The organism is Verrucomicrobiota bacterium (assembly GCA_016871675.1).
Taxonomy (GTDB): Bacteria; Verrucomicrobiota; Verrucomicrobiia; order Limisphaerales; family VHCN01; genus VHCN01.
In genome coordinates, this window is record VHCN01000001.1 from 36,509 (window position 1) to 50,650 (window position 14,142).

A 14,142-nucleotide genomic window follows, 5' to 3' on the forward strand; every position below is an offset into this window, starting at 1 on the left:
TTAGCGCACGCGTGCGCCGGACGACGGCGTGGATTTCAGCCCGAGGCTGTTCACGGCGATGATGCGATACTCGTGGCGCTTGCCGGGCTTGGCGGTCACGTCCACGAAGCGCATCGCGGGCAGCGGGCCGTCCTTCGGTTTCTCCGGCGTGTCGTGATAAGACATCGGCTGGAACAGCGCGCGGCCGAAGCGGCCCACGGGTTTTTCGGGAACTTGCGCGAGGAATTGACCGTCGCGCTGGATGATGAAGGCTTGCAGTCCGCTCTCGAAGTCCGCCTCGGCGTCCCACGCGAGCTCGACGCCGTCCGCCTTCGCCGTCGCCTTCACCGCGACGGGCGCGGGCGGCGGCGTGGTGTCGCCCGTCGCGCCAGTCTTCACGTATTCGGCCCACGCCTTCGCGACGGACTCCGTCGGCAGCCAGCTCGCGTCCTTCGGCTCCACAGCGTGCTTCGAGGCCGGAGCGAACGTGTCGCCGGGCAGCGGCGCGAAGTAGCCGGCGCCGAGGTTCACCGGTTTCAACGTCTGCAGGCTCGTGCCCTTCGCCGGGAGCCGCAGCGCGAGGCACGCGTCGAAAAACGGGATCGCGAGATAGCGCGAGTCGCCGCATTCGTGGCTTGTGCGCGGGTCGGGCGCGAAGCCCACGGGCGCGCCCTTCGCCCGCCACGCCTTGAACATGTCCATCGAACCGGTCCACGCGCCGCTGAAGCGCTTGTCGCCGTTTTCCTTCGCGCCCGGATTCATCATCATCGGGATGCCGTAGGCCGCGGCGGGGATTTCTGGCTTTGGAATGTCGCCCTTCTCCCACGTGGCGAACGCCGTGCCCGAGCGAAACCAGATGGCAACGATGCGCTCGGGATACATCGTCTGCATGAGGCTCGACCAGAAGCCGCCGCCCGAGTGGCCCCACAGGCACCACGGCACACGCGCGAGTTCGGCGTGGCCGGACGTGGCGCCGAACTCGGCGAGCGCGCGCAGAAAGGTCTGGTGCGAGCCGTGGCGCGGGTCGCACCAGAGGCGGCAGTTGTCCTTCTCGCTCTGATGATACGACGGGCCGAGCAGCGCGCAGTCCCATTTCTTGGCGAGCGCCTGCCAGTGCAAGTCGTAAGCCGCGGTCGCGCCGCCCTTGCACGCGCCTTCGCCGCAGCCGTGCTGATGCACGATGACGCCCCGGAACTTCTGCACGCCGTCCGGCAGCCACAGGGTGTAAGTCACGCCCAGCACGAGTTCGTTCGTGTTCGGCGAGGGTGGGTAAGTGACCTCCAAGTATCGGCCAGCCGCGCGGGCGGTCGCCGCGGCGCCGAGCAGGACGGCGAGGGTGGACGTGGCGGCGAGGCTGGAAAACGCGCGGCAGTTCACGGTCTGGACAAGTGAGTTCCCGACGATGCGCGGCGCGCGGAACTTCAGCAATTCCCGTCGCGACGCAGGCGGCGCGACGGCTCAACCCTCGGCCGGTTCTTCACCCGGCGGGACCCCGAGCTTGCGCTCAAGTTCGGCGACGCGCCGGAGCAGGGCGGGCAGTTTCTGCATCGCGATCAACTGGCGCTTCATCGCGCGGTCGGGTTGCGCGGGTGTGCCGAACCACTTCTCGCCGTCCGCGATGCCGTGCATCACGCCGGACTGCGCCGCGATGGTCACCTGGCTGCCGATCTTGATGTGTCCCGCAAGGCCGACCTGCCCCGCCAGCACGGTGTAGTCGCCGATCGTTGTGCTGCCGGAAATGCCCGCCTGCCCGCACAAAATGCAATGCTCGCCAATTTCCACGTTGTGCGCGATCTGGCATAGGTTGTCCACCTTCGAGCCGCGGCCGATCACGGTCGAGCCGAGCGCGCCACGGTCGATGCTCACGTTCGAACCGATCTCCACGTCGTCATGGATGATGACGTTGCCGACTTGCGGCACCTTGCGGTGCGCGCCGGCGTCGAGCACGTAGCCGAAGCCGTCCGAGCCGACCACGCTGCCGGCATGGATGCGCACGCGCGCGCCGATGCGGGTGCGCGCATAAACGACGACGTTCGGGAAAAGTTGCGAATCCTCGCCAATGGACGAGTCGTCGCCGATGTGATTGCCGCCTTGCAACACGGCGCGCGGACCGAGTGTGACGCGCTCCCCGACGACGCAATGCGGGCCGATGTGCGCCGTGGTGTCCACGTTCGCGGACTTCGCCACGACCGCGCCCGGATGGATGCCCGGCTCGAACATGGGCTCGGGAAAGAACAGCGGCAGCGCGCGCGCGAATCCGACCCGCGCGTTCTTCACGCGGATGAGCGTCTTGGCGCCGGGCTTCACGTCGCCCGCGACGAGGATGGCCGAGGCCGCGCTTGCCTCGGCCGCGGCGAGATAGGTCTCGGTCTCGGCAAAGGTCAGGTCGCCTTTCCTGGCCGCAGTCGCCGGCGCGAAGCCCGTGAGCCGCGTGAGCGGGTCGCCGAGGACTTCGCCATGAACGTGCTTTGCAATTTCGGCGGCGGTGTAGGGCATCGTTTCAGTGCTAGGATGGGTGTTCGTCGAGTCGCCCGTTGACTCAAAAATTGCACCGGACTATAACGCATCGGTCTTTCCAAACACCAACCTAAATCACCGGGACACACTATGAGCAGGAAGATTCGTTTCGGCATGGTCGGCGGCGGGCGCGGGGCGTTCATCGGCGCGGTGCACCGCATCTGCGCGGCGATGGACCAGCAGATTGAGCTGGTTTGCGGCGCGTTCAGCAGCGACCCCGGGCGTTCCAAGGCCAGCGGCGCGGACCTCTTCCTGCCCGCGGACCGCTGCTACGGCACCTTCGACGAGATGATTCGCAGCGAGGCCGCATTGCCCGCGAGCGAGCGGATGGACTTTGTCGCCATCGTCACGCCGAACCACATGCACTTCCCGCCGGCGAAGCTGGCGCTCGAAAGCGGCTTCCACGTCCTCTCCGACAAGCCCGCCACCTTCAACCTCGCCGAGGCCAAGGCGCTCGCGGCGCTGGTGAAGAAGACCGGCCTGCTCTACGGCCTCACGCACAACTACACCGGCTACCCGCTCGTGAAGGAGGCGCGCGACATGGTCCGCGCCGGCAAGCTTGGCAAGATTCGAAAGGTCGTCGTCGAGTATCCGCAGGGCTGGCTCGCGACGCGGCTCGAGGCCACCGGCCAGAAACAGGCCGGCTGGCGCACCGACCCCAAGCGCTCCGGCGCGGGCGGCTGCGTCGGCGACATCGGCACGCACGCGGAAAATCTCGCCGAATACATCACCGGCCTGCAAATCAAGGAACTCGCCGCCGACCTCACGAGCTTCGTGAAGGGCCGCAGGCTCGATGACGACGCGAACGTGCTGTTGCGGTTCAACAACGGTGCGAAGGGCGTGCTGCACTGCTCGCAGATCAGCATCGGCGAGGAGAACAACCTGAACATCCGCGTCTATGGCGAACTCGGCGGCCTCGAGTGGCACCAGCGCTTCCCGAACACGATGATCGTGAAGTGGCCCGACCGCGCGGCCGAGACCTACCGCACCGCCAACGGCTACCTCGGCGCGAACGCGAAGGCCGCCACCCGCACGCCGCCCGCGCATCCCGAGGGCTACCTCGAAGCTTTCGCGAACATCTACAAAAACTTCGCCAACGCCATCCGCGCCCACGAGGAAGGCCGCAAGCTCGCGCCCGGCGACGTGGCCAACGACTACCCGAAGATCCGCGACGGCGTCCGCGGCATGGCCTTCATCGAGGCCGTGGTGAAGTCGTCCAAGGCGAACGCAAAGTGGACGAAGCTGGCCGTGTAGCCGCGCCCGGGCGAGCTGGTGTCATCCGGCGCGGTTCTGCCGGCACCAGTTTGGACAGCCCGAGTTGTCATCTTTGACGGGACTGCCACGAACAGACCGGGGACTCTTGGTGGCCGTTCCAGCGATCCGCAAGTCGAACCGCATGATTACCGAAACGCCGAAGCCGGCGCCGTCTCCGTTCAAGCGACGGGTCTGGACGCTCCTCGTCCCGCCCGTCGGGCTTGTCCTCGCATGGCGCGCGCCCGTGACGATCACGAGAAAAGTCCTCGCGACCATTCTGATCGCCATTTACACGCCGGCGTGGTGTGTCGGGGTCATCGCGCTGCTCCTGCTTCTGCGACTCGCGGAGATCGAATGGAAGGGCGGCACCGGCCCGCGGCTCGTGCATCGGCGGACGCTTCCCAACTTCGACGCGCTCGAAGCCAGCCGGCGCGCGCAAACCAACGCGCCCCCGGCTTCCCCGGCGGGCGCTTCGACTTACTGGACCGGCTATCGCGGCGCGAATCGCGACGGCCATTACGACGAGCAGCCGATTCTCGCCGGGTGGCCCGAAGCCGGTCCGAAGCTGCTGTGGAAGCAACCCTGCGGCGGCGGCTACGCGTCCTTCGCCGTCGCGCGGGGGCGCGTCTTCACGCTCGAGCAACGGCGCGAGCAGGAGTTCGTCGTGGCCTACGACGCGGCCACGGGGCGCGAGTTGTGGTCGTTCGGCTACGGCGGGAAATTCAACGACGCGTGGGACATGGGCGGCATCGGACCGCGCTCGACGCCGGCGTGGGATGACGGGCGCGTGTTCGCCATCGGCGCGCAGGGCCGGTTCCACTGTCTTGACGAGGCCAGCGGCACGCTGTTGTGGAAACGCGACCTGTTCGCGGACAACGCCTGCCGCAACCTCGACTTCGGCATGTCCGCGTCGCCGCTCGTCGTCGGTGACAAGGTGATCGTCGTCAACGGCGCGCCCACCGGCGGACAGGGGCGCGGCCTGGCAGCGTATTCGAAATCCACCGGCGAACCCGCGTGGAAATCGCTGGCCGACAAGCAGGCTTACACGTCGCCGTCGCTCGTCACGCTCGCGGGCGAAGCGCAGGTGCTCACGCTCGCGGGCGTGCGCGCGGTCGCCGTCGCGCCCGTTGATGGCCGGTTGCTCTGGGAGTTTCCCTGGTCCGTGTCCTACGACAATCACATCGCGCAACCGGTGCTGCTCGGGGGCGACCGGGTTTTCTTCTCGGCCGGCTACGGCGCGGGCTGCGTTGCGATTCAGGTCACGAAGCAGGGCGGCGCGTTCATGGCGACGGAGCTTTGGCGCAACAAGAACATGAAGAACAAATTCACGAGCTCCGTGTTCTGGCAGGGGCACATCTACGGGCTCGACGAGGACATCCTCGTCTGCCTCGACGCCGAGACGGGCCGGCGCAAGTGGAAGGACGGCCGTTACGGCTACGGGCAGGTGCTGCTCGCCAGCGGCCATCTCGTCGTGATGTGCGGCGATGGCGATCTCTCGCTCGTGAAGGCGACGCCAGACGGCCACGATGAAGTCGCGCGGTTCCCCGCGATCCAGGGCAAGACTTGGAACGTGCCCGCGCTCGCAGACGGCCGGCTCTTTGTCCGCAACGGCGCCGAGATGGCGTGCTTCGATGTGTCGGCGAAATGACGCGGGCGACGGCCTGCCGCAAAGTCGGGGCGACTTGAGGATCCGGCGATCGTGCCCCGTCCCGCTCACACCACCGCATCGAGCGACCAACCGGGCAGCGTCTCGGCATCGAGGTCCGTGGCGGGAAAGCCCGCGAGGAGTTTCTGCCCGGCGAGGATCCCAATCATCGCGGCGTTGTCCGTGCAAAGCGCCCGCTCCGCGAGGCGCAGCGTCAGGCCGCGCGGCTCGCACGCCGCCGCCAGCGCTCGACGGAGGCCGCTGTTGCACGTCACGCCGCCGGACGCGGTGACGCACCCAACGCCGAGTCGCGCCGCCGCCTTCAGGGTCTTCGTGACGAGGACCTCCACGATCGCGGCCTGCACACTCGCGCACAGGTCGCGGAGTTTCTGCGGATCATCGGGCGTCCCGGGATGGTCGCGAAGGAAGTAACGCACCGCCGTCTTGAGCCCGCTGAAGCTGAAGTCATCGTGCGCCTCGCGCAGCATCGGCCGCGGGAAGTCGTGTGCGCGCGGGTTGCCGGCGGCCGCGAGCCGGTCAAGCCCGGGGCCGCCGGGATACGGGAGGCCGATGAGCTTGCCGGCCTTGTCGAAGCACTCGCCTGCGGCGTCGTCCACCGTCGAGCCGAGGACGCGTTGTTTCAGCAATGCCTCGACGTGGACGAGCATCGTGTGCCCGCCGCTGACGATGAGCGAGACGTTCGGCTGGAATCGCCCGAAGTCCGCGCGCGGCGGCTCGCCCGAAACCCACGGCGAATACAGATGCGCCTCGTGGTGATGAATGCCGAAGAACGGCCGGCGCAGCGTGAACGCGATCGCTTGCGCGGCGCGCGCCCCGATCATCAGCGCGTTCGGCAACCCGGGCCCGAGCGTTGCGGCCACGGCATCCACCGCGGCGGCCGAAATCCCCGCGGCCTGCAGGGCGGCGCGGCCGGCAGTCGGCAGGTTCCGGAGATGCTCGCGCGTGGCGAGTTCGGGGACGACGCCGCCGTATTCGCCGTGGAGCGCGATCTGCGAGGAAACGATGTTGGACAACACGCAGCCGTCGCGCACAACGGCGACGCTGGTTTCATCACACGACGTTTCGAAGGCGAGGACGGTCATGCCGGAGTCCGCGCCGTCTGCGGGCCGGGTCACTTGGCCTTCTGGTCGGCGACCTTCTTCGCGGCCTTCGCGGCGGTTGGGGTTTCCTTCGCGGGCACCGGGCTCGTGTAGAGCGTGATGCCCTTGAGCAGGTCTGTGGCGCGATCGAGCTGGACGTCGCGCGCGTCGAGCGCGCTCTGGCGCTCGCGCTCGCTGAGCAGGTCGAGCCCGGTGGGCGAGCGCTTGAGCGCGAGCAACCGCTCCTCCTCGGGCGACATCGGCACGATGCTGTCGGGGGTGATGCCCTTCTCATGAATGACCTTGTGGCTCGGCGTGTAATACTTTGCCGTGGTGAGCCGCAGCGCCGTGCCCTCGGGCATGGGCAGGATGCTCTGCACGGAGCCCTTGCCGAACGTCTGCTCGCCGAGCACGACGGCGCGCTTCAAGTCCTGCAGGCAGCCGGCGACGATCTCGGCCGCGCTCGCGCTGAACCCGTTGACGAGGATGACCATCGGGTAGTCGGGATGGCGGCTGCGGCCGCTCGCGCGATACTCGGTCTTGTCGCCCGCGCCCGCGCCCTCGGTGGACACGACGAGCTGGTTGCGAGGGAGAAATTTCTCGCAGACTTTCACGGCCTGGTCGAGCAAGCCGCCGGGGTTGTCGCGCAGGTCGAGGATCAAGCCCTTCATGCCCTGCGCCTCGAGCTTTTTCAGCGCCTCCTCGAGCTCGGTCGAGGTTTTCTCGCCGAACGACCGCACGCGCACGTAGCCGATGCCGCCCTCGCCGATGGGGAACTCGCGCCGGCCGCTGAGATCCTTGACGGAGTCCACCTTGATCACCGCGCGCTCGAGCTTCACGTCCCACTCCTTGCCGTTGGTGGGGCGGAACACGCTGATCTCCACCTCGGTGCCGGGCTTGCCGCGCAGGCGCTTCACCGCTTCTTCGATGGTGACCTTGTCGGTCGTCTTGCCGCTGATGCGGATGATGCGATCGCCCGAGAGGAGCCCCGCGCGCGATGCGGGCGTGTCCTCCATCGGCTCGAGCACGACGAGATGCGTCGAGCCGTTCGCGTTCGTTCGGACGCCGACGAGGATGCCCACGCCGCCGAAATGCCCCTCCGTGTCGTCCTTCATCGTGACGAACTTGGTCGGTTCCATGAACTCGCTATGCGGGTCGAGCGTGCCCACCATGCCCTTGATCGCGGCGTGGACGAGGTCCTGGTAGGAGACCTTGGTCTTGTCCACGTAATGCTGCCGGATCGTCTCCATCACGCGCGTGAAGAGCTCGATGTTTGGATACGCGTCGTTCTTGCCCGAGGCTTCGACGCGGCTCAGGTAGATTTGCGAGCCGAAGAACAGGTTGAGGCCGAGCGCGGCGGCGAGCATGCCGTAGAGAATGCGTTTCTTCATAGCGAGACCATTGGTTGACGCGGCGACAGTAAGGTCGGTGCGCGGGCTTGGCAAGGAGCGACGCCTCACTTCACGCCGGCGAGCAGCATCTCGATGAGCGGGAGGTCTGCGCGCGTGGTCACCTTGGGATTCGGCGCGGCTCCCTCGACCAATCGCACGGGCTGGCCGATGAGTTCGCAGGCCGCGGTGTCGTCCGTCACCAGCAACCCGCGCTCGCGCACGGCGGCGAGCGCCTTGCGGATCACCTCCACGCGAAACGCCTGCGGCGTCTGCACCGACCACAGCCGCGAGCGGTCCACGTTTCGCACGATGAGTGTGCTGCCGTCGGATTCCTTGATCGTGTCCGTGATGCGTTGCGCGGCGACGGCGGCTCCGGTTTCAGCCGCGGCGGCGAGTGCCGCCTCGATCACCGGCGCGCCCGTGCAGGGGCGCGCGCCGTCCTGGATGGCCACGAGCTTTTCGTCCGGGCCGAGCGCCTCGAGTCCGTTCCACACGGAGTCCTGGCGCTCCTTGCCGCCACCGACGATCTTGAACGGCTTGCGATATCCGTGCTCCGCGGCGAGACCGCGAAACGCGCCCTCCATGCCCTCGCGCACGACGACGACGATTTCCTTGATGAGCGCGATGGAATCGAACCGGCCCCATGTGTGCGCGACCACGGGACGCCCCGCGACTTCGAGGAACAGTTTGTCCACGCCCCGTCCCATCCGGGTGCCCTTGCCGGCGGCGACGATGATTGCGGAAGCCATCGGCGGAAGAGTGTCGGGCGCGGTTCAAAGTTCCAAGTTTCAAGTTGCGGGTTCCTGCTCGAACGCGGGCCAGGAAGTCTTCGGGGCGACGTCACTCATGACCCTTCAGCAGCGCGAGCACTTCGGCCCGCACGTGCGCGATGTTTTTGTAGGCCGCCATGTCGCCGGGCATCGTCCGCAACCCGCGCGAGAGCCCGCGCGCGGCGACCGGGTCGCGCCGCACTTCCGCGAGCGGATGCACCTCGAGGCGGATGCCGAAGAGCACGCCGCCGCTCGCCGGCAGCGCGACGAGCGCCTGGTTCTCGATGCGCAGGAAGACTTCGTCCGCGCGCAACGGCGGCGCGAGGCGCGGGATGTTCTGCTCTGGGTGCTGGTTGAGTTCGGCCGATCGGCTCAGGCCCCAGTTGGCGCGCAGGAATGCGGGCCCGGGCTTGAGCTTGGCGAGGAAGCCCGCGATGCGCGGCGCGAGCGCGGCGTTGAGTCCCGGCACGGGGCCGTGGATGACGCTGATGCCGTGGCCGACTTTGTCGGTGAGCCGCCATTGCGAGGGAAAGCAGACGCAGCCCGCGACGAGCTTCGGCTCGCCGCCGGCGACGCTCAGCAGCGCGAAATCCATTTCCCACGCCACGCCGAGCGCGAGCAACTCGGCCCAGCCGTCGCCGGTCGCCCCGGCGTCGCGGATCGCCGCATCTCCCTCCGGTGTCAACGATTGCCAGCGTCGCGCGAGCGCGATCGTCTCGCGCACCATCGGCTCCGCGCCCGGCAGCAGCACGGCGTATCGCGGTGCATCCACGGCGAACCAGTGCCGGCGTTGCGCGACGAGGGCTTCGTGGTCCGGGGAGGGCGCGAAGAACGCCGCCGCGTCGCCCGGCTTGAGGCCGAAGTGAAATCCGTAATCTTCGTCCGGCAGCAACTCGGCCCAGTCGGCGGCGGCGCGTTTCATCGGCGGCACCGTAGCCCATGCCGGCGCGGCACGGAAGGACCGTTCAGGCCGGGCGGGGGCGGTGACTTTTTCTGCTGACGCGGGCGTCCATAGCTGACACGTTCCGCCGACCCCGCCACCCATGAAAACCATTGCCACGCTGCTCACCACGCTCGCCCTCGCCGTCCCGTTCGCGTCCGCCGCGGACAAGAAGGACGACAAGAAGGCGAAGCCTGTCCCGTATCCTCTGAAGGTCTGCCTGGTGCAGGACGACAAGCTCGACGAGAAGCCGTTCGTCTTCATCTACCAGAACCGCGAGATCAAACTCTGCTGCGACGGATGCAAGGACGACTTCGACAAGAATCCCGCCAAGTTCATGAAGAAGCTCGAGGAGGCCGAGAAGAAACAGAAGAAGTAGCCGGGAGCGGCGATGTGAAGCGGCGGCGCACGGCGCGAGGCGCGGCGTTGTTTCTCTCGTGGACATCGCCGCACGGCGGCCTGTATGCTCCGCCGCGGGTTTTCCGGAGACACACACTATGAGCGATACCATCGTGCCCTCAAACATCCAGCCCAACGCACCGGTGAGCGACCGCGACGTCGCGGCGATCGACGAGTTGCGCGAGACTTACGGCAAGCTGCGCGCGGAGGTCGCGCGCGTCATCATCGGACAGGACCAGGTCGTCGAGCAGTTGCTCATGTGCATCCTCTCCCGCGGCCATGCGCTGCTCATGGGCGTGCCCGGCCTCGCCAAGACGCTCATGGTCCATTCGCTCGCGGATGTGATGAGCCTCGGCTTCAGCCGCATCCAGTTCACGCCCGACCTCATGCCCAGCGACATCACGGGCACGGACATCCTGCAGGAGACCGACCAACCCGGGCGCCGCGCGTTCGTGTTCGTCAAGGGCCCGCTGTTCGCCAACATTGTGCTCGCCGACGAAATCAACCGGACACCGCCCAAGACGCAGTCCGCGTTGCTCGAGGCGATGCAGGAGCACAAGGTCACCGCGAGCGGCAAGACCTTCGCGCTGCCGTCGCCGTTCTTCGTGCTCGCGACGCAGAACCCCATCGAGCAGGAGGGCACCTACCAGCTGCCCGAGGCGCAGCTCGACCGCTTCATGTTTTTCATCCACGTGCATTACCCGACACTCGAGGAAGAGCGCCGCATCGCGCGCGAGACCACCGGCGGCGCGCCCGCGAAGCTCGCCAAGCTCCTCACCGGCGAACAGGTGCTGGCCTTCCAGGAACTTGTCCAGCGCGTGCCCGTGCCCGACCACATCTACGACATCGCGGTCGAACTCGTCCGCCTCACACGCCCCGGCGAGGGCACGGCGCCGGACTTCATCAAGAAGCTCGTCACGTGGGGCGCCGGGCCGCGCGCGGTGCAATATCTCATCAAGGGCGCGAAGGCCCACGCCGTCCTGCACGGGAGCTACCTCGTGCGGATGGAGGACATCGAGGCCGTCGCGCACCCCGTGCTCACGCACCGCATCCTGACGAATTTCCAGGCGCAGAGCGAAGGCATCACCAGCCCGCGCATCATCGGGCGCCTGCTCAAGGAGTTGCGCGACGAGAAGATGAAGAAGGCGGCGTAAGGCCCGAGGTGGTTGATGTCCGCCGTCGAACCCAAATCGCGCGAGTTCCTCGAACCCGCCGTGCTCACGCGGTTGATGCACGTGCAACTCGCCGCGCGCCTCCCGATGGTCGGCAGCGTCGCCGGCCATCACAAGAGCCCGCACCGCGGATCGAGTGTCGAGTTCGCCGAGTATCGCACCTACGTCCCGGGCGATGACCTGCGCCGCCTCGACTGGCGCGTGCTCGGCCGCACCGACCGCTACTACACAAAGGAGACCGAAGCCGACACGAACCTCCGCTGCTACATCGTGCTCGACTGCAGCGCCTCGATGGGCTTCGGCGCGAAGCACGGGACCAAGATGGCTTTCGCGCGGCGCATCGCGGGCGCGTTCGCCTACTTGAGCGTGCTGCAAGGCGACGCCGCCGGGCTCACATGCGTCGGCGGCAACCAGCTCGCCGAACTTCCGCCCCGCCGCAATCCCGCGCATCTCCAGCTCGTCTTCGACCACATCGAGCAAGTCGAGGCGCGCGGTGAAACCGGCCTCATCGCGGCGCTGCACGGACTCGCCGAACGCGTCCAGCGCCGCGCGCTCGTGGTGGTCATCTCGGATCTGTTTTGCGACGCCGAGGAGGTGCTGCGCGCGTTCCAGCACCTGCGCTTCCAGAAGCACGACCTCGCCGTGTTCCAGCTCCTCGACCGGCTCGAGCTCGACTTCAACTTCGACCGTCCGATGCGCTTCGTGGACCTCGAGGGGCCCGCGAGCATCGTGACCGAGCCCGTGGTCATCCGCGACGAATACCTCGACGCGCTCGAACGCCACCGTGCCCGCCTGCGCGACGGCTGCCACGAACTGAACACCGACTTCCGCGAAATCATCACCGATCAGGGCTACGAAAAGGTGCTCGCCGACTTCCTGACCGAGCGCGCGCGGATGCACGCAGGAGGCTGATGAAACACCAACCGGCAATCGGCAACCGGCAACCGGCAATGCCATGACCTTCCTCCAGCCATTCATCCTGTGGGGGCTGCCGCTGATCCTCGTGCCGGTGATCATTCACTTGATCAACCGGCTCCGGCACCGCCCGCAGCCGTGGGGGGCCATGATGTTCCTGCTCCAGGCGAACCGCGCGTCCACAAGCCACGCGAAACTGCGCCAACTCCTCGTGCTGCTCTTTCGCACGCTCGCCGTTGCGGCGCTCGTGCTGTTCGTCGCGCGGCCGCTCGCGGGCGGCTGGCTCGGCTGGGCCCTCTCGCCCGCGCCGGATGTCATCGTCATTCTGCTCGACCGCTCGGCCAGCATGGAGACGCGTCTCGCAGGGCAGGCCGTCACCCGACGCGAGCAGGCGCTCAAGCTCCTCGCGCAGTCCGCGCGCGACTTTCAGGAGTCGAGCCACCTTGTGCTGGTGGACAGCGCCACGCGCACTCCCCAGCGCCTCGCCGGTCCCGGCGCGCTGGCGGACCTGCCCTTCACCGCGCCGACCGACACCGCCGCGGACCTTCCCGCGATGCTCCAGGCCGCGCTGAATTATCTCGTCGAGAACCGCGCCGGCGCGGCGGAATTCTGGCTCGCCTCCGACCTCCAGCGCAGCGACTGGCACACGGGCGACGACCGTTGGAAATCCGTCACCGCGCAACTCGCCGCGCTCCCGCAGCGCGTCCGCGTGCGGCTGCTCGCCTTCAACACCGACGGCGAACCGAACGCCTCCATGTCACTCGTCGAGGTGCTGCGCCGCCAGCGCGGCGAGAATGCCGAGCTGAATCTCGCGCTCGACCTCCAGCGCGAGGGCGGCCCGAGCGGCGCGTTCCCGCTCGGCATCACGCTCGACGGCGCGCGCTCGACAGCCGAACTCGCGATGGACGGACAGGCGCTGCGCTGGCGTCACAAGCTCGACCTCGGCCCGAAGAAAACCGGCGGCTGGGGCGCGCTCGAACTGCCCGCCGACGCCAACCCGCGCGACAACGCGACTTTCTTCGTTTACGGCACCGAGTCGCGCTGGCGCGCAGCCGTCGTCGCCGCAGACGCCAAGGGCGCGCGGTTGCTGCAAGCCTCCACGATGGCCGACGCCATCACGCCGCCGACCGCGCTCGAAACCGCCAACTGGGCCGACAAATCGCTCATTGCTTGGACCGGCCCGTTGCCCGACGAAGCCACGACGAAGCGCCTCAAGACGTTCATCGAAGAAGGCGGCGCCGTGATTTTCTTCCCGCCCGGCCGCACGGACGGCTCGACGTTTCTCGGCGCGGGCTGGGGCGAAATCCAAAACGCGGGCGAGGAGAAAACGTTCCGCATCGCGCGCTGGGACGAGCAAGACGGCCCGTTGATGAAGACCGACGAGGGCTTGAGCCTGCCCGTGAACGAACTCGCGGTCGCGCGCCGCCAGCAAATCACCGGCGAGCGCACGGTGCTCGCGAGCTTCGACGACGGGACGCCACTGCTCGTTCGCCGCGCCGTGGGCAAGGGACAGTTCTTCTTCTGCGCCACGCTGCCGCTCGACGAGTGGTCGAGCCTCGGCGACGGCTCGGTGCTCGTGCCGATGATGCAGCGCCTGCTCGCGACCGGGGCGCGCCGGCTCAACCAGGACACGATGATCGCCGCGGGCGAACTCAGCCCCGCCGACCGCGCCCGCCAGTGGGTGAGCCTCGACACGACGGACAAGCCCAAGGACATCGCCACACAGGCCGGCGTGTATCGCAGCGGCGACCGCTTGCTCGCGGTGAACCGTCCCGCCGGCGAATCCGAGCGCGAGATGCTCACGGCGGACGAGGCGGGCAAGCTGTTCACCGGGCTGACGTTTCAAATGTTGCAGGAGCAGCGCTCGCGCGCGGACGCGTTGCAGGGCGAAATCTGGCGGCTGTTCCTCTTCGCGATGCTGGCGTTCATGCTCGTCGAGGGCGCGCTGATCCTCCCGCCGAAGCACGAGCAAAAGCACGGCGTCGGCGCCGCGCTCGCGAAGGAATTCGGCAAGCGAGCCGAAACCGCGGGAGGCGCGGCTTGAACACGAGCCGCCCCAT

General features: G+C 67.9%; 11 protein-coding genes. 5 read left to right on the top strand and 6 right to left on the bottom strand.

Annotation, left to right across the window (positions count from 1 at the left end; genetic code table 11):
- Both FJ386_00165 and lpxD read right to left on the bottom strand, forming a co-directional pair.
- On the bottom strand, positions 1–1,356 hold the full coding sequence (locus FJ386_00165) for a hypothetical protein (GenBank protein ID MBM3875123.1): 1,356 nt from the start codon (positions 1,354–1,356) through the stop codon (positions 1–3).
- Between the two features lie 81 nt (positions 1,357–1,437).
- Positions 1,438–2,475 (bottom strand): UDP-3-O-(3-hydroxymyristoyl)glucosamine N-acyltransferase, encoded by a 1,038-nt coding sequence (gene lpxD / locus FJ386_00170; GenBank protein ID MBM3875124.1) that lies wholly within the window; start codon positions 2,473–2,475, stop codon positions 1,438–1,440.
- A gap of 111 nt (positions 2,476–2,586) precedes the next feature.
- Between lpxD and FJ386_00175 the strand changes: the two genes are divergently transcribed.
- Together FJ386_00175 and FJ386_00180 are read left to right on the top strand one after the other, a co-directional pair.
- The gene (locus FJ386_00175; GenBank protein ID MBM3875125.1) at positions 2,587–3,750 is read left to right on the top strand and encodes a Gfo/Idh/MocA family oxidoreductase; all 1,164 of its coding nucleotides are present in this window, start codon (positions 2,587–2,589) and stop codon (positions 3,748–3,750) included.
- A 142-nt stretch (positions 3,751–3,892) separates the two neighbouring features.
- On the top strand, positions 3,893–5,398 hold the full coding sequence (locus tag FJ386_00180) for a hypothetical protein (GenBank protein ID MBM3875126.1): 1,506 nt from the start codon (positions 3,893–3,895) through the stop codon (positions 5,396–5,398).
- A 65-nt stretch (positions 5,399–5,463) separates the two neighbouring features.
- Here the strand turns inward: FJ386_00180 and tsaD are convergent, their stop codons facing one another.
- The 4 genes from tsaD to FJ386_00200 form a co-directional block, all read right to left on the bottom strand.
- The gene (tsaD, locus tag FJ386_00185; protein ID MBM3875127.1) at positions 5,464–6,498 is read right to left on the bottom strand and encodes a tRNA (adenosine(37)-N6)-threonylcarbamoyltransferase complex transferase subunit TsaD; all 1,035 of its coding nucleotides are present in this window, start codon (positions 6,496–6,498) and stop codon (positions 5,464–5,466) included.
- Between the two features lie 29 nt (positions 6,499–6,527).
- On the bottom strand, positions 6,528–7,886 hold the full coding sequence (locus tag FJ386_00190) for a S41 family peptidase (protein ID MBM3875128.1): 1,359 nt from the start codon (positions 7,884–7,886) through the stop codon (positions 6,528–6,530).
- Between the two features lie 65 nt (positions 7,887–7,951).
- On the bottom strand, positions 7,952–8,635 hold the full coding sequence (ispD, locus tag FJ386_00195; protein MBM3875129.1) for a 2-C-methyl-D-erythritol 4-phosphate cytidylyltransferase: 684 nt from the start codon (positions 8,633–8,635) through the stop codon (positions 7,952–7,954).
- 91 nt (positions 8,636–8,726) lie between these two features.
- Positions 8,727–9,860 (bottom strand): DUF3445 domain-containing protein, encoded by a 1,134-nt coding sequence (locus FJ386_00200; protein ID MBM3875130.1) that lies wholly within the window; start codon positions 9,858–9,860, stop codon positions 8,727–8,729.
- A 233-nt stretch (positions 9,861–10,093) separates the two neighbouring features.
- On the opposite strand from FJ386_00200, the gene FJ386_00205 reads away from it, so the two are divergent.
- Genes FJ386_00205 through FJ386_00215 form a run of 3 tightly spaced genes read left to right on the top strand, consistent with a single transcriptional unit; the run spans position 10,094 to position 14,126 of the window.
- Positions 10,094–11,149, top strand: a complete 1,056-nt coding sequence (locus FJ386_00205; GenBank protein MBM3875131.1) for a MoxR family ATPase — start codon at positions 10,094–10,096, stop codon at positions 11,147–11,149.
- Between the two features lie 15 nt (positions 11,150–11,164).
- Positions 11,165–12,079 (top strand): DUF58 domain-containing protein, encoded by a 915-nt coding sequence (locus FJ386_00210; GenBank protein MBM3875132.1) that lies wholly within the window; start codon positions 11,165–11,167, stop codon positions 12,077–12,079.
- 43 nt (positions 12,080–12,122) lie between these two features.
- Entirely contained in the window at positions 12,123–14,126 is a 2,004-nt protein-coding gene (locus tag FJ386_00215) for a hypothetical protein (protein MBM3875133.1), read from the top strand.
- Positions 14,127–14,142 lie beyond the last annotated feature (16 nt).

What these genes read in the sequence shown, in the direction of transcription:
- lpxD (MBM3875124.1), bottom strand. Translation starts at nt 2,475, where the DNA reads ATGCCCTACACCGCCGCCGAAATTGCAAAGCACGTTCATGGCGAAGTC.
- FJ386_00175 (MBM3875125.1), top strand. Translation starts at nt 2,587, where the DNA reads ATGAGCAGGAAGATTCGTTTCGGCATGGTCGGCGGCGGGCGCGGGGCG.
- FJ386_00180 (MBM3875126.1), top strand. Translation starts at nt 3,893, where the DNA reads ATGATTACCGAAACGCCGAAGCCGGCGCCGTCTCCGTTCAAGCGACGG.
- tsaD (MBM3875127.1), bottom strand. Translation starts at nt 6,498, where the DNA reads ATGACCGTCCTCGCCTTCGAAACGTCGTGTGATGAAACCAGCGTCGCC.
- FJ386_00190 (MBM3875128.1), bottom strand. Translation starts at nt 7,886, where the DNA reads ATGAAGAAACGCATTCTCTACGGCATGCTCGCCGCCGCGCTCGGCCTC.
- ispD (MBM3875129.1), bottom strand. Translation starts at nt 8,635, where the DNA reads ATGGCTTCCGCAATCATCGTCGCCGCCGGCAAGGGCACCCGGATGGGA.
- FJ386_00200 (MBM3875130.1), bottom strand. Translation starts at nt 9,860, where the DNA reads ATGAAGACGAACGGCTTCTCGTCGAGCTTGTCGTCCTGCACCAGGCAG.
- FJ386_00205 (MBM3875131.1), top strand. Translation starts at nt 10,094, where the DNA reads ATGAGCGATACCATCGTGCCCTCAAACATCCAGCCCAACGCACCGGTG.
- FJ386_00210 (MBM3875132.1), top strand. Translation starts at nt 11,165, where the DNA reads ATGTCCGCCGTCGAACCCAAATCGCGCGAGTTCCTCGAACCCGCCGTG.
- FJ386_00215 (MBM3875133.1), top strand. Translation starts at nt 12,123, where the DNA reads ATGACCTTCCTCCAGCCATTCATCCTGTGGGGGCTGCCGCTGATCCTC.